At 72.8% G+C, this 15,820-nt stretch carries 15 protein-coding genes; 6 read left to right on the top strand and 9 right to left on the bottom strand.

What is annotated here, in order from left to right:
* Positions 1-355 precede the first annotated feature (355 nt).
* Positions 356-757, bottom strand: a complete 402-nt coding sequence (locus OG982_RS18395) for a cobalamin B12-binding domain-containing protein (protein ID WP_266785419.1) — start codon at positions 755-757, stop codon at positions 356-358.
* Between the two features lie 267 nt (positions 758-1,024).
* On the opposite strand from OG982_RS18395, the gene OG982_RS18390 reads away from it, so the two are divergent.
* Both OG982_RS18390 and OG982_RS18385 read left to right on the top strand, forming a co-directional pair.
* Positions 1,025-1,843 (top strand): triacylglycerol lipase, encoded by an 819-nt coding sequence (locus OG982_RS18390; protein WP_266785421.1) that lies wholly within the window; start codon positions 1,025-1,027, stop codon positions 1,841-1,843.
* A gap of 230 nt (positions 1,844-2,073) precedes the next feature.
* Positions 2,074-3,627 (top strand): M23 family metallopeptidase, encoded by a 1,554-nt coding sequence (locus OG982_RS18385; RefSeq protein ID WP_266948895.1) that lies wholly within the window; start codon positions 2,074-2,076, stop codon positions 3,625-3,627.
* Positions 3,628-3,666: 39 nt separating this feature from the next.
* Here the strand turns inward: OG982_RS18385 and pcrA are convergent, their stop codons facing one another.
* Both pcrA and OG982_RS18375 read right to left on the bottom strand, forming a co-directional pair.
* Positions 3,667-6,216 (bottom strand): DNA helicase PcrA, encoded by a 2,550-nt coding sequence (gene pcrA, locus OG982_RS18380; protein WP_266948893.1) that lies wholly within the window; start codon positions 6,214-6,216, stop codon positions 3,667-3,669.
* A 52-nt stretch (positions 6,217-6,268) separates the two neighbouring features.
* Entirely contained in the window at positions 6,269-6,592 is a 324-nt protein-coding gene (locus tag OG982_RS18375) for a helix-turn-helix transcriptional regulator (RefSeq protein ID WP_266785427.1), read from the bottom strand.
* A gap of 76 nt (positions 6,593-6,668) precedes the next feature.
* Here OG982_RS18375 and OG982_RS18370 point away from each other — a divergent pair, with 76 nt between their 5' ends.
* Together OG982_RS18370 and OG982_RS18365 are read left to right on the top strand one after the other, a co-directional pair.
* Positions 6,669-7,022, top strand: a complete 354-nt coding sequence (locus OG982_RS18370) for a hypothetical protein (RefSeq protein ID WP_266785429.1) — start codon at positions 6,669-6,671, stop codon at positions 7,020-7,022.
* Between the two features lie 118 nt (positions 7,023-7,140).
* Positions 7,141-8,214, top strand: a complete 1,074-nt coding sequence (locus OG982_RS18365) for an NlpC/P60 family protein (RefSeq protein ID WP_266785431.1) — start codon at positions 7,141-7,143, stop codon at positions 8,212-8,214.
* 28 nt (positions 8,215-8,242) lie between these two features.
* Here the strand turns inward: OG982_RS18365 and OG982_RS18360 are convergent, their stop codons facing one another.
* The 3 genes from OG982_RS18360 to OG982_RS18350 all read right to left on the bottom strand — a co-directional run bounded on the left by OG982_RS18360 (position 8,243) and on the right by OG982_RS18350 (position 11,429).
* Positions 8,243-9,346 carry an esterase family protein gene (locus OG982_RS18360; RefSeq protein ID WP_266785433.1) on the bottom strand — a complete coding sequence of 368 codons (1,104 nt, stop codon included), beginning with the start codon at positions 9,344-9,346 and terminating at the stop codon, positions 8,243-8,245.
* Between the two features lie 83 nt (positions 9,347-9,429).
* On the bottom strand, positions 9,430-10,128 hold the full coding sequence (locus OG982_RS18355) for a response regulator transcription factor (RefSeq protein WP_266948891.1): 699 nt from the start codon (positions 10,126-10,128) through the stop codon (positions 9,430-9,432).
* The gene (locus OG982_RS18350) at positions 10,125-11,429 is read right to left on the bottom strand and encodes an ATP-binding protein (protein ID WP_266785437.1); all 1,305 of its coding nucleotides are present in this window, start codon (positions 11,427-11,429) and stop codon (positions 10,125-10,127) included. Before OG982_RS18350 ends, OG982_RS18355 begins: the two co-directional genes overlap by 4 nt.
* Positions 11,430-11,560: 131 nt before the next feature.
* Here OG982_RS18350 and OG982_RS18345 point away from each other — a divergent pair, with 131 nt between their 5' ends.
* A complete protein-coding gene (locus OG982_RS18345; RefSeq protein ID WP_266948890.1) occupies positions 11,561-12,874 on the top strand; it encodes a PspC domain-containing protein in 1,314 nt (437 codons plus the stop codon).
* Positions 12,861-13,085 (top strand): hypothetical protein, encoded by a 225-nt coding sequence (locus OG982_RS18340; protein WP_266785440.1) that lies wholly within the window; start codon positions 12,861-12,863, stop codon positions 13,083-13,085. Before OG982_RS18345 ends, OG982_RS18340 begins: the two co-directional genes overlap by 14 nt.
* On the opposite strand, the gene OG982_RS18335 is transcribed toward OG982_RS18340, so the two are convergent.
* The 3 genes from OG982_RS18335 to OG982_RS18325 all read right to left on the bottom strand — a co-directional run bounded on the left by OG982_RS18335 (position 13,031) and on the right by OG982_RS18325 (position 15,673).
* Complete coding sequence (locus OG982_RS18335) at positions 13,031-13,522, bottom strand: DoxX family protein (protein WP_266785441.1); 492 nt, start codon at positions 13,520-13,522, stop codon at positions 13,031-13,033. The two genes, OG982_RS18340 and OG982_RS18335, sit on opposite strands and share 55 nt — an antisense overlap.
* Before the next feature lie 18 nt (positions 13,523-13,540).
* Complete coding sequence (locus OG982_RS18330) at positions 13,541-14,797, bottom strand: hypothetical protein (protein ID WP_266948888.1); 1,257 nt, start codon at positions 14,795-14,797, stop codon at positions 13,541-13,543.
* A gap of 102 nt (positions 14,798-14,899) precedes the next feature.
* Complete coding sequence (locus tag OG982_RS18325; protein ID WP_266948887.1) at positions 14,900-15,673, bottom strand: class II aldolase/adducin family protein; 774 nt, start codon at positions 15,671-15,673, stop codon at positions 14,900-14,902.
* Positions 15,674-15,820: the final 147 nt, after the last annotated feature.

Raw genomic sequence — 15,820 nt, 5'->3', positions numbered from 1 at the left:
CTCAAACGCCGGCGGGGCTGGGGTGTGACGGCGGGGCTGGATCTTGGCCGACGCGTCGGACGGGTGCGGCGAGCCGCAATTGCCCTCCGGACAATCCAGCCGCCGAAGGGCACCGGGCAAAGCCCGTGCCCGCAGCTGCCGCCGCACCGCCCAGCCCGGCCGTCGCACCCCAGCCCCGCCGGCGATTGAGGCGCGGGGGCCGGGCGCCGGCCCCGACAACGGCGGCGCGCCCGGCGACCCCGGCGCTACCGGGCAGCGCGGGGGCTGGTCCCGGCAAGCCCGGTAGTCCCGGCGCCCCGGTCAGCGGGGGCCGGGCGCCGGCTGGCGGAGTGGCAGGGTGCGGGGCCGCCGGAGGCTACTGGCGGACGTGGGTGCGGACCCAGTCGACGATCGACGTGGTCGTCGCGCCCGGGGTGAAGATCGCGGCTACGCCCTTCTCCTTCAGGGGGGCGATGTCGTCCTCCGGGATGATGCCCCCGCCGAAGACCTTGATGTCCTCCGCGTCGCGCTCCTTGAGGAGTTCGAGGACGCGCACGAACAGCGTGTTGTGGGCGCCGGAGAGGATCGAGAGGCCGATCGCGTCGGCGTCTTCCTGGATCGCGGTGTCCACGATCTGTTCGGGGGTCTGGTGGAGGCCGGTGTAGATGACCTCCATGCCGGCGTCCCGCAGAGCCCGCGCGATGACCTTGGCACCACGGTCGTGGCCGTCGAGACCCGGCTTGGCCACCACCACACGGATCGGACCGGTCACACCCATCGCACTGCCTCCCGAGTGAACGAACGTTAAGTACAGCATCGCGCACGCCACCGTTTCGCGGTCAACCACGAGGGGGAAATCACACGTGGGACGCCATTGATTCACCGCGACTGATTCACCAGAGGAGCCGCACAGAGCCGCAACCAGTAGCCCCGCCACCGCGCCGACAGCCGCACGGCACGGTGGCGGGGTCACATCCGGCCACAGGCGGCGGGCGGTCGACCGGCGCGTACCCAAGGGGCTCAAGGGGCTTAGGGGAGGCCGTCGATGGGTCTGTCGATCACGCCGTTGCTGACCGTTTCGCAGTCCGTGGCGCCGTCGGGGGCCGTGGTGCGGGCCGCCGTGCTGGAGGCGCTGGTGTTCGCCGGGCACCTGCTCCTCTATCCCACCGGCGTGCTGAGCGAGCGCCCGCCGACCGGGCCGGCCGGGCCGCGTCCGCCGGTCCTGCTGCTGCACGGGTTCTCCGACAACCGCTCCGTCTTCGTCCTGCTGCGCCGCGCCCTCGGGGCGGGCGGCCGCCGGCACGTGGAGACGTACAACTACTCCCCCTTCACCCGCGACCTGCGCGTCACGGCCCGCCATCTCGCGCGCCGCGTCGAGGAGCTGTGCGAGCGCACCGGGCAGGACCGGGTGGACCTGGTCGGCCACAGCCTGGGCGGGCTGGTCGGGCGGTACTACGTCCAGCGGCTCGGCGGCGACACGCGCGTCCGCACGCTCGTCACCCTCGGCACCCCGCATTCCGGAACCCGGGTCGCCCCCTTCATGGACGCGCACCCCCTGGTCCGGCAGATGCGCCCGGACTCGGCCGTGATGGCCGAGCTCCGCGCGCCCGCGCCCGGGTGCCGGACCCGGTGCGTCGCGTTCTGGAGCGAGCTCGACGCGATCATGGCTCCGGCCGGGACGGCACGCCTGGAGCATCCGGATCTGCACGCCGAGAACATCCAGGTCACCGGTATCGGGCACCTCGCCCTCCCGGCGCACCCGGCGGTGATCGCGGCGGTCCGCCGCGCCCTCGACGGGCGGCCCGGCGAGCTCGGTGAGGTGTCGGCTCCGCAGCCCGGAACCTGGTCCTCCGAGTCCGCCTGAGCCGGTTCACGAAACCCAACGAAAGTCGAACGAATTTCGAACTCAAGGCCAAGGCTGAGTGTTTCGGCGACCGAAAGGCGGCCGAATGCCCGGTTCCCCCGAGGACGAACCCCTCCGAAGATTGTCGTCGCACGTAACCGGCGGGTACAGTCACGCCACTGCTCTCCTCCGGGGAACCTCTCATTCCCCGGCCACCCAGGCCCCCCACCGCCGAGGCGAAAGAGAAGTTGGTGAACGACCGCCCACCGTCGGGCCAGTACCCCGATCTCGGGTACGACGGCCTTTCCACCACCACTTTCGCTGGTGACTCGGCCTACGTTGCCTACGAAACGCAGGGCCAGGGGTACAACTACGCGTACAACTCCTACGAGACCGGCGCGTACGACACCACCGCCTGGACCACGCAGGACAGTTACCCGCAGCAGGACGCGTACCTCTCCACCATCCCCAGCCAGGGCGTCCCCGCCGACGGCACGGGCCAGTGGGACGCCGGCGCGTGGACGGCGGCGAACGCGGCGGCCCCCGGCCCCGAGTACCAGTCGACCGGCTTCGGCTACGACACCTCCGGCGAGCAGACCGGACACTGGGCGATGCCCGGCTACGGCACCACCGGCACCGAGACCGGCGCCTACGACGCCACCGCCTGGAACACCGTCGCCCAGGAAGGGCTCCAGCCCGAGGCAACCGCCACCGCCACCCCGTACGCCTACGAGCAGTACGAGCAGGCGCAGTACGAACAGGCGCAGTACGAACAGCCTCAGTACGAGCAGCCGCAGCACGAACAGCCGCAATACGAGCAGACCCAGTACGAGCCGCAGGGCTACGACCTCTCGTACGAGCCCACGCCCGTCGCGCCGGAGCCCGAACCCGAGCCCCAGCTCGCACTCGAAGAGCCCGAGCCCGGCGCCGTGCACGATCTGCCCACCCAGGCCATGCCGGTCACCCCGCCCGCCGAGCCGCGCGCCGCGCGCCGCGCCGGCGCGGCAAAGGCCGGCTCGGCGAAGGGTGCCGCCAAGGGCAGCACCGCCAAGGCCGGCAACAGTCGCCGCCGCACCCCGGCGAAGCGTTCCGCCCTGCTCACCGTCGCCGTGCCCTCCGTCTGCGTGATGGGCGTCGCCGGAGTGGCCGCCGCGTCCGTCGGCGGACTCACCGACACCGGCGGCAAGACCGGCGAGGACGTCACCACCCTGGCCGCGCCCGACCCGGCCGCGGTGAAGCCGGTCGCCGCGAACAGCCAGCTCGACACCCAGCTGGCCGCGCTCAGCGCCGACGCGGGCGACTTCGCGGACCGCGCGAGCCGCACGCAGGAGCGCATCGACCTGCGCCAGCGCCAGGAAGACGAGAAGAAGAAAAAGGCGGAGGAGGCGGCGGCCAAGGAAGCGGCCCGCCCCAAGTTCGCCGTCCCGGTCGGGCAGCACGGCCTCAGCGCCACCTTCGGGCAGGCCGGCGGCATGTGGATGTCGGTGCACACCGGCATCGACTTCCCGGTCGGCTACGGCACCCCGGTCATGGCCGCGACCGACGGCACCGTGCGCACCCAGTGGAACAGCGCCTACGGCAACATGGCGATAGTGACCTCGCCCGACGGCACCGAGACCTGGTACTGCCACCTGAGCAGCACCAAGATCCGGTCCGGCAAGGTCAAGGCCGGCGAGGTCATCGCGTACTCCGGCAACTCGGGCAACTCCACCGGCCCGCACCTGCACTTCGAGGTACGGCCCGGCGGCGGCGCGGCGATCGACCCCCTGTCGTGGCTGCGCAGCCACGGCCTGGACCCGAACTGACCGATCCCGGGCGGCGGAACGCCGCCCGGGACGGACGGACTACAGCTTCTGCACCGGCGCGTAGCGCAGCAGCAGCCGCTTCGGCTTGTCGTCCCCGAAGTCGATCGTGGCCTGCGCGTCCGCGCCGGCTCCCTTGACCTCCATCACGGTGCCCAGCCCGAACTGGTCGTGCGTGACCCGGTCCCCGACGGCCAGCGCGATGACCGGCTTGTCGGTCGCCCGGCGCGTCGCGAACCCGGACGGGCCCGCCTTCGTGCGCGACGAGGACAGGAACGCCTCGGGCGAGGTCCCGAACGACGCCTTCCCGGAGCCGGAACCGGACCCGGACCCGAAGCCCGACCCCGAACCCGACCCGTACCCCGAGCTCCGCATCGGACCCGCCGGCTTCTGCGCCGCGCCCGTCCGCTTCCACTGGAGGTACTCCGCCGGGATCTCCTCCAGGAACCGCGAGGGCGGGTTGTACGAGGGGGTCCCCCACGCGCTGCGCATCGAGGACCGCGTCAGGTACAGCCGCTCCCGGGCGCGCGTGATGCCCACGTACGCCAGGCGCCGCTCCTCCTCCAGCTCCTTGGTCTGCCCCAGCGACCGCATGTGCGGGAAGACCCCGTCCTCCATGCCGGTCAGGAAGACCACCGGGAACTCCAGGCCCTTGGCGGTGTGCAGCGTCATGAGGGTGATGACGCCGGTGCCCTCGGTGTCCTCGTCCGGGATCTGGTCGGAGTCGGCCACGAGCGCGACCTGCTCCAGGAACTCGGAGAGGGTGCCGGGGCCCACCGGCGGGGCGCCGTTCTCGGCGGCCTCGGCGGCCGCGGCCACCCGCGCCTGCTCGAACTCCAGCGCCACCGCCGCCAGCTCCTGGAGGTTCTCGATCCGCGTCTCGTCCTGCGGGTCGGTCGACGCCTGGAGCTCGGCGAGGTAGCCCGTACGCTCCAGCACCGCCTCCAGGACGACCGCCGGACCGGCGCCGGAGTCGACGATCGTGCGGAGTTCCTCCATCAGCACGTTGAACCGCTTCACGGCGTTGGTCGAGCGGGCGGCCATGCCGAACGCCTCGTCCACCCGCCGCAGCGCCTGCGGGAAGGTGATCTTCTCGCGCATCGCGAGGGCGTCGATCATCGCTTCCGCGCGCTCGCCGATGCCGCGCTTGGGCACGTTCAGGATCCGGCGCAGCGGGACGTTGTCTTCCGGGTTCGCCAGGACGCGCAGGTACGCGAGGACGTCCCGGACCTCCTTGCGCTCGTAGAAGCGGACGCCGCCGACGACCTTGTAGGGCAGGCCGACCCGGATGAAGATCTCCTCGAACACACGCGACTGGGCGTTGGTGCGGTAGAAGATCGCGACGTCGCCCGCCTTGGCGTCGCCGGCGTCCGTCAGCCGGTCGATCTCGTCGGCGACGAACTGTGCCTCGTCGTGCTCGGTGTCCGCGACGTAGCCGGTGATGACCGCGCCGGTGCCGGCCTCGGTCCACAGGTTCTTGGCGCGGCGGTTCTCGTTGCGCTCGATGACCGCGTTGGCGGCGGAGAGGATCGTCTGGGTGGAGCGGTAGTTCTGCTCCAGCAGGATCGTCGTCGCGTCCTTGTAGTCCTCCTCGAACTGGAGGATGTTGCGGATGGTCGCGCCGCGGAAGGCGTAGATCGACTGGTCGGCGTCGCCCACGACGCACAGTTCGGCGGGCGGCAGGTCCGGGTAGCCGGTGCCGACCAGCTCGCGCACGAGCGTGTACTGGGCGTGGTTGGTGTCCTGGTACTCGTCGACCAGGACGTGCCGGAAGCGGCGCCGGTAGTGCTCGGCGACGTCCGGGAACGCCTGGAGCAGGTGCACGGTCGTCATGATGATGTCGTCGAAGTCGAGCGCGTTGGCCTCGCGCAGCCGCCCCTGGTACATCGCGTACGCCTGGGCGAGCGTCTTCTCGAAACCGTCGACGGCCTGGGCCGCGAAGGCCTCGTCGTCGATCAGCTCGTTCTTCAGGTTCGAGATCTTGGCGTTGAAGGCCTTGGGCGGGAACTTCTTCGGGTCCAGGTCCAGGTCGCGGCAGACGAGCGCCATCAGGCGCTTCGAGTCGGCCGCGTCGTAGATCGAGAACGACGAGGTGAAACCGAGCCGCTTGGACTCGCGGCGCAGGATGCGGACGCACGCGCTGTGGAACGTCGAGACCCACATGGCGTTTGCACGGGGGCCGACGAGGCCTTCGACGCGCTCCTTCATCTCGCCGGCGGCCTTGTTGGTGAAGGTGATCGCCAGGATCTGGCCCGGGTGGACGTTCCGCGCGGCCAGCAGGTGGCCGATGCGGTGGGTCAGCACGCGGGTCTTGCCGGAGCCGGCGCCGGCCACGATCAGCAGCGGGGACCCGGCGTGCACGACGGCCGCGGCCTGCTCCTTGTTCAGCCCGTCCAGGAGCGCCGCGGCGTCGATGACGGGCCGGGGGGCGCCGTCCCGGTAGTACGCGTCCCCGCTCATGGGTACGTCGAACCGGCCCCCGAAGAGATCGTCCGCGTCCGGTTCCGGGGCGGCGTGGTCCTCGGGCGGCGGCGGGACCTCGTCGGAGGGGGTGAGGTCCGCCAGGAAACTGTCGTCAAAGAGGCTGCTCATCGCATTCCGAGTCTAGGGGGCGGGACCGACAGCCGGTCCCGGCACCGGAAAATCACCGAACCGCCGCCGCCGCGTTCGCGAGCACCAGCTCCAGCAGGCCCGGGAAGCGGGCCTCCAGGTCGTCCCGCCGCAGCACCAGGTAGGTCCGCCGTCCCTGGGGCTCCTGCCTGATCACACCGCTCTCCCGCAGCGTCTTCAGGTGGTGCGTGACGCTGGAGCGGGGCAGGTCCGGCACCACCTCGCCGCAGTACGCCGCCTCCCCGGAGGCCAGTTTGCGGACGATCTCCATCCGGGCGGGATGCCCGAGCGCAGCGAGGACCTCGACCAGCTCGATCCGGTCGACGGCGGGGTGGGTCAGCTCAGTAACGGCGGCCATGCGCCCACTGTACGCAGATCTCGAACGGCCACGGCCGCCCCCGGACCGCCGCGGGCCGCCCCGTACGCTCGGCGCCATGGACGTACTCATCAATGTCTTCATCGGCCTCCACATCATCGGGATCGCCGCCCTCCTCGGCGGCTTCCTGACCCAGATGAAGGCGATGAGCGCCGGCACCGCCCGCTTCACGCCCGCGATGCTGCACGGCGCGCTGACCATGCTCGTGACCGGTGTGCTCCTCGTGGGCTTCCGCGAGATGGACGGCGGTCCCGTCAACAACGTCAAGATCGGCGTGAAGCTGGCGATCCTCTTCGTCGTCCTGGCCCTCGTCTACGTGAAGCGGGACGACGAGCGGGTCGACAAGGCACTGTTCGGCGCGGTCGGCGGCCTCACCGTGGTCAATATCTTCATCGCCGTTCTCTGGCGCTGACCCCGGACGGTCACATCCGGCCGCATCCGGTCACTTCGGATCATCTCGTCATCCGACCGTTACCCCCGGGTCTAGCGTCCTCCTCCAAGCCCCGACGGAGGAAGGACGTGAGGCCCGCGTGGCCAGTCATCGAAAGCCCAGGCAGCGCCCGCTGTCCGGCGGCACCGTACGGACCGCCGCCACCCTCGCCCTCGCGGGCGCTGCCACCGCCACCGCGTTCGAAGGCACCTCCCAGGCCGAGCCCCAGCTCTCCCCCGCCCAGGTCAAGGCGGAGGTGGACCGGCTGTACGAGGAGGCCGAGGCGGCGACCGAGAAGTACAACGGGGCGAAGGAGAAGGCCGACGAGGCCCAGCGCGCGCTGACCACCCTCCGCGACGAGACCGCCCGCAAGACCGACCGGCTCAACACCGCCCGCCGCGCGCTCGGCTCCCTGGCCGCCAGCCAGTACCGCGCCGGCGGCCTGGGCACCGCCGTCCAGCTGGCCACGGCGGACAACCCGCAGGACTACCTGGACCGGGCCTCCTTCATGACCCGGACCGGCGACCGCAACGCCGCCGAGATCGCCTCCGTACGCCGGCAGCTCGACGAGGTCGGGCAGCTGCGCAAGCAGGCCGGCGGGCGGCTCACCGACCTGCGCGCCCGGCAGGCCGAACTCGCCGAGCACAAGGCGGCCGTCGAGGGGAAGCTCAGCACCGCGCGGCAGCTGCTGGCCCGGCTCACCGCCGAGGAACGCGCCGCGTACGAGGCCCGGTCGGCCGCGGCCCCCACGCCGTCGGCGGGCGCCCGCCAGGCCGAGGACGCCCCCGCGGCGCCGGCCGCGCAGACCCCGCCCCCGGCCGACGGCTCGCGCGCGGCCCGCGCCGTGTCCTTCGCCTACGGGGCGATCGGCAAGCCGTACGTCTGGGGCGCGACGGGACCGGGCTCGTTCGACTGCTCGGGCCTGACCCAGGCGGCCTGGCGCTCGGCCGGGGTCTCGCTGCCCCGCACCACCTACACCCAGATCAACGCCGGGCGGCGCGTCTCGCGCGACCAGCTGGCCCCGGGGGACCTGGTGTTCTTCTACTCCGGGGTGACCCACGTCGGCCTGTACGTCGGCAACGGCCAGATGATCCACGCCCCCCGCCCCGGCTCCACGGTCCGGCTGGCCCCCGTGGACTCGATGCCCTGGGCGGGCGCCTCCCGCCCGTCGTAGGCACGCGGCGCGAAGCCCCGGCGGGCGGCTACGGCATCTTGACCACCGTGCCCAGCCACGCGAAGGTCTCCGGCAACTGCCGCGTCCAGGTGTCCATGTTGTGGCCGCCGCCCACCATCTGCGCGTGCACCACCGTCGGCGCCTTCGCCACCGCGCCCAGGTCGCGCCCGGACAGGTAGCCGTCGTGCTCGGCGCCCGACATCCACAGCGCCACCGCGGGCGGGGCCGGGGCCGCCTTGAGCAGGTTGACCAGGTTGTGCGCCTTGCGCATCTCCGGGTCCTTGGCCACCAGCGACGTACGCTCCTGGCCCGGGTCGTTGTAGCCGGACAGGGAGACGGCCGCGCTGTAGCGGTCGGGGTGGGCGATCGCCAGCTTGGCGGCGCAGTAGGCGCCCGCCGAGTAGCCGGCCACGCCCCAGTGCCGGGCCTCGCCCGACGCGCGGAAGTTGTCGGTCACCATCTTGCGGACGTCCACGCTGAACCAGCTGTCCGCGTTGACCTTGCCCGGGATGTTGGCGCACCCGGTGTCGGCGTCGCCGAGCAGCATGGCGCGCGGCGAGACGAGGATGAACGGCTGCACCTCGCCGCTCTTCATCAGCGGCTCCAGCTTCGTGTGGACCTTGACGCCCTGGAACCAGGACTTGCCGGTGCCGGGGATGCCGGGGATCAGCTCGACGACGGGGAACGTGCGGTCCTTCCAGGCCGGGTCGTCGTACTGCGGCGGCAGCCACACCATGACGTCGCCCTTGACCCCGGATATCTTCCCGTCGAGCTGGGTCTTGCGGACCCGCCCGCCGAGGCCGTCGACGGCGGTGAACTCCTGGAGGACCTTCGGCTCGGCCTCGACCTTCTTGCCGCCGAGGCCGTCCGCGCCGAGGTCGTGCGCGGCCTTGACGTACGTGCCGGTGCCGAGCAGGTCGTCCCAGGAGGCGTAGAAGTTCTGCTCGTTGTTGATGCCGACGAACAGCAGGGCGATGGCGGTCGCCTGGGCGAACACCAGCATCAGGACGCGGGTGGCGTGGCGTACGACGGCGGGTCCGCGCACCTTCGCCCACAGCGCCAGCGGCAGGACGACGGCCAGCACGGCCAGGGCGATCACCGTCGCGAAGAGGGGGGTCCCCGTCAGACTCATCACGCCCCCCAAGAGGAGCGCGCGGCGCGGCCCGGTTGCCCGGGCCGCGTGCGGTGTGGATCACAACGCGGCGGTCGGGAGGGTCAGACCAGCCGGCGCGCCGTCGCCCACCGGGTCAGCTCGTGCCGGTTCGACAGCTGGAGCTTGCGCAGCACCGCCGAGACGTGCGATTCCACCGTCTTCACCGAGATGAACAGCTGCTTGGCGATCTCCTTGTACGCGTATCCGCGCGCGATCAGCCGCAGCACCTCGCGCTCCCGCTGCGTGAGGCGGTCCAGGTCCTCGTCCACGGGCGGGGCGTCCGTGGAGGCGAAGGCGTCGAGGACGAAGCCGGCCAGCCGCGGCGAGAACACCGCGTCGCCGTCCTGGACCCGGAAGACGGAGTTCACCAGGTCGGTGCCGGTGATGGTCTTGGTGACGTAGCCGCGGGCGCCGCCCCGGATGACGCCGATGACGTCCTCGGCGGCGTCGGAAACGGACAGGGCCAGGAACCGCACGGGGTTCTCGGCCGCCGACATCAGCGGGGCGCAGCGGCGCAGCACCTCGACGCCGCCGCCGCCGGGCAGGTGCACGTCGAGGAGCACCACCTCGGGGCGGGTGGCGGTGATGACGGTGACGGCCTGGTCCACGTCGGCGGCCTCGCCGACGACCTCGACGCCGGTGCGGGCGGTCTCGCCGATCTCGGCCTGGACACCGGTGCGGAACATCCGGTGGTCGTCGACGAGCACCACCCGGACCCTCCTGGTCTCCGGGGCCGGACCGGTCGTGGTCTCCTCGGTCATGCTGCGTTCGCCGCCCTCTCCATCTCCAGCTCGACTTCCGTGCCGCCGCCGGGCGCGGACCGCAGCCGTGCGGTCCCGCCGTTGCGCTGCATCCGGCCGATGATCGATTCTCGTACGCCCATGCGGTCGTCGGGTACCGCGTCGAGGTCGAAGCCCGGTCCGCGGTCCCGTACGGACACGAACACCGTCTGTCCCTCGACTTCGGCGTAGACCTGCACGGGCCCGCTCTCGCCACCGTACTTGGCGGCGTTGACCATTGCCTCGCGCGCGGCTTGCAGCTGCGCGGACAGCCCGTCGTCGAGGGGGCAGTCGCCGACGACGACGACCTCGATCTGGACGCCGTGGTGGTCCTCGACCTCGGCGGCGGTCTTCTTGACGGCCTCGGCGAGGGTGGCCGGTTCCTCGGCCTCGTCCTTGCCGGTGCCCTCGGGCTTGTAGAGCCAGTTCCGCAGCTCGCGTTCCTGGGCCCGCGCGAGCCGGCGCACCTCGCCGACGTCCTCCGCGTTGCGCAGGATCAGGGTGAGCGTGTGCAGCACGGAGTCGTGGACGTGGGCGGCGACTTCGGCGCGTTCCTGGGCGCGGATGCGCATGAGGCGTTCCTCGGAGAGGTCCTGTGTCATCCGGATCAGCCAGGGTCCGGCGAGCAGGGCGACGCCGACGAGGACGGCGAGGGTGGCGGTGAGGACGTTGCCGAGCTGGGCGGCGGAGCCCCGTACGACGATGAACACGGTCAGGCCGACGCCGACGAGGGCGACCCCCGCCAGGCCCCGGGCCGCCTGGAGGAGCCGCGCGTTGCGTCCGGCGACGGCGCCCCAGTGGGCGCGGCGGGCGTTGTCGGCCTGCCGCCACACGAGCACGACACCGGCTCCGACCAGCAGCGTCGGCCAGACGTAGCGGCCGCCCGCGCCGCCGGCCTGCACCTTGGCGGCGAAGATCCCGACGCCGACGCACAGGGCGATCAGCGCGGTGATCTGGCCCCGCTCGGGTTTGCGCAGCCGCCGGGTGCCGTCGGGGAGGGTGTCGAAGAAGGAGCGGTGGCCGCTGCGGCCGCCGATGCCGAGCGGTACGAAGACCCAGAACGCGGCGTAGAGCAGCACGCCGAGGCCGTCGCCCCACATGAAGAGGCCGAGGAAGGCGAGCCGGACCCAGATGACGGGCAGCCCGAGGTGCCCGGCGAGGCCGCGCGCGACGCCGCCGAGCATCCGGCCGTCGGCGCTGCGGTAGAGCTTGCGCTGCGGGGTCTCGGCGGTTTCCGGTGGGGCCTGTGCGTGCGGGGTACGGGGGGCGGCTGCTGCGGGCATGTCACCGATGGTCACACGCGCGGGGGGCGCGGGGCATCAGGGCAGCCCCCCAGTTCTGCCCGGGGGATATCAGGGTTGCACCAGGGTCGGGCCCGATGCCGCGGGGCGTCGTGGCCCGTCACCATGGACGCATGACCGAAGTGCACGACGCCCCGGTGGATCCGGGGCCCCCCTCGACACCCGACGGGCGACCGCCCCTGCGCCGCGCCAAGCGGGACAAGGTCCTCGCGGGCGTGTGCGGGGGCCTGGGCCGGTATTTCGACCTGGACCCGGTGATCTTCCGCATCGTGCTCGGTGTGCTGGCCGTCACCGGCGGCATGGGGCTGATCTTCTACGGCTTCGCCTGGCTGCTGCTGCCCCTGGAGGGCGAGGAGGACAGCGAGGCGAAGAAGCTGCTGACCGGCCGGGTGGAGGGCACCACCCTGGCGGCGGTGTTCGCGGCCCTGGTCGGCTGCGCGCTGTTCCTGTCGATGCTGGACAACGGCGGGCTGGCGGTGTTCTCCGGGCTGGTCATCGTGGCGGTCGGCGGCGGCGCGTACTGGTCGCAGCGCAGCCGCGGCGCCCAGGCCCCGCAGGCGCCGGCCGATCCGGCGGCGCCCCGCCCCGCGCACAGTCCGGCCCCGCCGGAGACGCAGGCGCCGCCCGCCCCCGGCGGCCCGTCGTGGTGGCGGGACCCGCTGGTCAAGGACGGCACCACCGGCCCGGTCGGCGCGAGCGGGTACCTGTGGGGCCCGGACGACGACGCGGTCCCGGCGGACGCGGCGGACGCCCCGGCGGCGCCGGGCCGGGTGCGCGCCCCTGCGGTGCCGCGGGGTGGCATGGGCGGCCGGCTGTTCGTCCTGGCGGTGCTGGCCGGCGCCGTCGCGACCGCCTCGGTGTGGCAGGGCAGCCCGCTGGGGCACGCTCTGGAGATCGGTCTCGCCTCCACGCTGGCCGTCTTCGGCCTGGGCGTGCTGGTCAGCTCGGTCAAGGGCCGCACCGGTTTCGGCACGATCCTGCTGGCGATGATCACCGCCGGGCTGCTGGCCGTGGCGGCCGCGCTGCCCCGCGAGATCGGCACCGACTGGCGGCACGTCGACTGGCGCCCGGCCGCGGTGCAGGAGGTGCGGCCCGTCTACGAGGCGGGCACCGGGCTCGCGACGCTCGACCTGAGCCGCCTGGACGTGCCGAAGGGCACCACCTTGAAGGTCCGGGCGGGCATCGACGCGGGCCGGCTCCTGGTGGTCGTGCCCCGGGAGGTCACCGCCCGGGCCGACATCGACATCCGCAGGCTGGGCGACGTACAGCTGCCCGGGGACCGGGGCGGGGACGTGCGCCTGCGCAGCGGGGGCGAACAGCGGCAGGTGACCCTGCCGCCCGCCGCCGGCACCGAGGCCGGCGGGACGATCGAGCTGCACCTCGAAGCGGGTGTGGGACAGGTGGAGGTGGCCCGTGCGGCGTCATGAGTTCCAGCCCGGACGGCTGATCGCGGGGCTGGTCCTGCTCACCGTGGGCGTGCTCTACCTGCTCGACGCGACGGGTGAGGCCGATCTGCCGTGGTTCGCGGTGATCCCGATGGCCGCGGGCGGGCTCGCGCTCGCCACGCTGGTCGGGATGACCACCTACGCGGTGCGCCGGGACCGGCGCGACCGGATCAGCGCGTCCAGCGACAGGTAGGGCGCCCCGGCGAGGATCAGCGGGGTCCAGGCCATCAGGTAGATCAGGTCGTTGCCGTAGTAGTACGGGGCGACCGCCCAGGAGACCGTGAGCCAGAGGCTGAGCGAGATCAGCGCTCCGCCGACGGCCGCGATCCGGGTCAGCAGACCGGCGAGGGTGCCGAGGCCGACCAGCAGCTCCCCGATGGCCAGGGCCACGGCGAAGCCGACGGGTGCGTCGAGGGCCATGTCCACCATGGCCGGGATCGCGGAGGTGTCGCGCACCCCGCGCATCAGCTCGCCGATGGAGCCGGGGCCGTCGGCGGACAGGAACGCGGAGTCGGTCAGCTTGTCCAGACCCGCGTAGACGAAGGTCACTCCGAGGAAGATCCGCAGCGGCAGGAGGGCGTGCCTGGGGGCTTGTTCTCTCAGCCCGGAAAGTACGTCAGTTCGGGTCACGGGACATGTGTACCCCGTTCACTCCGCCACGTCGATGGTGCAGCGGTTGGATTCCACTCCGGCGGCGGTGACCACCTGGATCTCCACGCGGCCCGGTTCCACTTCCGCCGGGACCGGTACGGTCAGCACCGCGTCCGAGGGGTTGGCGAACCCGCCGGCCACCGGAACCAGCGGCACGTGCACGTGGACGGCCCCGATCCGGACCACCAGCCGGGCGAGCATCTCCGGCGTCTGCGCCCCGGGCGGCACGAAGCCCACGCCCCGGATCTCGATGTCGTCCCCGGGGCGGACGGCCGCGTCCAGGTCCCCGGGCTCCCGTCTGCGCACCACCGACAGCACCAACGGACGGCTGCCCTCCGCGTACTTGGCCGCCAGGTAGACCGCCGCCGACAGCGCCACCAGCATCGCCAGCGCCCACGGCAGCTGCGGCAGCCGGTCCGGGAACCGGGCCAGCGACACCGCCGCGTAGGCCAGGACGACGGTGGAGACCAGGACGTACTGCGCGTCTGGGAAGCTCCCGCGCCCGGCGTCGTCCGTCAGCAGGTCCGCGCCGGCCGGGCGGTCCGCGGGCAGCTTCTGCAGCTTCTGGCTCACGATCCGTACGGAGACCACCCGGCGCACCAGCACCGCCACCGCCGAGGTCAGCGCGAGCACCGCCAGCAGCGGCAGCGCCCGCCCGAGCGCGAAGCCCTGGTACAGCGCCTGCCGTTCGGGTCCCGCCGAGGACGCGGCCAGCCGCAGGGCGGGCAGCAGCGTGGCGAACGCCGTCAGGACGAGCCAGGCGCTGGGCACCGCCTTCGAGGTGGACAGCCGGTTGTCCTCGCCGACCAGCGGCGCGAGCAGCCCGCCGCGCAGCGACTGGGCCCGGGCGGCGACCGTGAGCAGCCCGGCCAGCACCAGGGCGGCGAGCAGCCCTGCGGTGCGGGCGGTGGACCAGCCGGTGCCGAGCGCGGTGCCCACCTGCACCACCAGCAGGACCCCGGCGGCGATCCACACGGCGAGCACGGCCCGCCGGGAGAACAGGTACAGCCAGGAGGTGCCGGCCTCCCGCCCCCGGTCGGCGACGTTGCGGGCGGACAGGGTCAGCTCGTCGGAGACCCATTGACGGGACGCGCCGAGCGAGTGGGCGACGGCGGCGGGCAGCCCCTGCCCGGCGGCGAACTCGTCGCGCTTCTCCAGGAAGGCGGCCACCGCGCGACGGTGGCTCTCGCGCGTGCACTCCTCACAGGCGCAAGCGGCGGTATGGGTACCCCGGGACATCTCTTGGACAGCCACGTGCGTGCCGCCTCTCTGAACTACGGTGCAATGCCAGCGAATTGTGCACCACTGCGGCAGTGCTCCGGATTGCGCACGATGTCAGAGCAGGTGATTAACGGTTCATGATGTTGACGCCACCTCCGCGGCGACGCTCTGGCGCAGGGGCTGGTAGTTCACCCAGGCCGCCAGGTCCGAGCCGAACCGCTCGCGGGTGGCGAGCGCCGCCCGGTGGTCGATGAGCTGCGGTTTCCCGGCCGCGCGGGCGGTCAGCTGCACCCGGGCCGCCCGCTCCGCCGCGATGAACCACCAGGTGGCGGCGTCCACCGAGTCCCCGACGGTCAGCAGCCCGTGGTGGCGCAGGATCAGCGCCTTGTACGGGCCGAGGGCGCGGCCGATCGCGCGGGCGTCCTCGGGGCCCGTGTACGCGTCCAGCAGGGCGTGGTCCTCGTAGAAGGCGCAGGCCTCGTGGGTGACGGGGGCCAGCAGGTCGCCGAGGGCGGCCAGCGCGCTGCCGTACGGGGCCTGCGTGCGCACCACCGCCACGACCGAGGGGCGCTCCCGGTGCACGGCCGCGTGCACGGCGAAGGCCAGCTCGTTGACCCGGCGCTCCCCCTGGAGCACCCGCCCGTCCCCGTCGACGAGCAGCAGGTCCCCGGGGGTCAGGCCGGCGAAGGACCGCCCGAAGGGGTTCACCCAGTAGCAGTCCTCGAACTCCGGGTCCCGCGCGCTGACGTGCCCGGCGACCCCGTCCTCGTACCCGAGGCGCCCCAGCAGCCGCAGCGCCCCGGCCAGCCGCTCCTTGCGGTCCGCGCGCTCCTCGGCGGCGGTGGCGAACACCGGCGGCATCTCGAAGCCAAGCCGCTCCACGGGCACGGGTACGGGTCGCTCGGCCATGGGCCCTCCTTCAAGGTCGCGGCGCAAGGTACCGGCGGCCGGGCGAAGAGGCCATACACGCGGCGAAGCCGCCGCCCCGGGAGGGGACGGCGGCTTCGTCACGCACTGCGGGCGGGGTCACCCCCTGGGGGTCACCTCCTGGGGGTC

The organism is Streptomyces sp. NBC_01551 (genome assembly GCF_026339935.1).
In the GTDB taxonomy this organism is placed as follows: domain Bacteria; phylum Actinomycetota; class Actinomycetes; order Streptomycetales; family Streptomycetaceae; genus Streptomyces.
Note: the sequence above shows the minus strand (reverse complement) of the source record. Positions and strands in the feature narration are given on the sequence as shown.

Coding starts and splice junctions, on each gene's coding strand:
- OG982_RS18395 (WP_266785419.1), bottom strand. CDS start 757: ATGGGTGTGACCGGTCCGATCCGTGTGGTGGTGGCCAAGCCGGGTCTC.
- OG982_RS18390 (WP_266785421.1), top strand. CDS start 1,025: ATGGGTCTGTCGATCACGCCGTTGCTGACCGTTTCGCAGTCCGTGGCG.
- pcrA (WP_266948893.1), bottom strand. CDS start 6,216: ATGAGCAGCCTCTTTGACGACAGTTTCCTGGCGGACCTCACCCCCTCC.
- OG982_RS18375 (WP_266785427.1), bottom strand. CDS start 6,592: ATGGCCGCCGTTACTGAGCTGACCCACCCCGCCGTCGACCGGATCGAG.
- OG982_RS18370 (WP_266785429.1), top strand. CDS start 6,669: ATGGACGTACTCATCAATGTCTTCATCGGCCTCCACATCATCGGGATC.
- OG982_RS18360 (WP_266785433.1), bottom strand. CDS start 9,346: ATGAGTCTGACGGGGACCCCCCTCTTCGCGACGGTGATCGCCCTGGCC.
- OG982_RS18355 (WP_266948891.1), bottom strand. CDS start 10,128: ATGACCGAGGAGACCACGACCGGTCCGGCCCCGGAGACCAGGAGGGTC.
- OG982_RS18350 (WP_266785437.1), bottom strand. CDS start 11,429: ATGCCCGCAGCAGCCGCCCCCCGTACCCCGCACGCACAGGCCCCACCG.
- OG982_RS18345 (WP_266948890.1), top strand. CDS start 11,561: ATGACCGAAGTGCACGACGCCCCGGTGGATCCGGGGCCCCCCTCGACA.
- OG982_RS18325 (WP_266948887.1), bottom strand. CDS start 15,673: ATGGCCGAGCGACCCGTACCCGTGCCCGTGGAGCGGCTTGGCTTCGAG.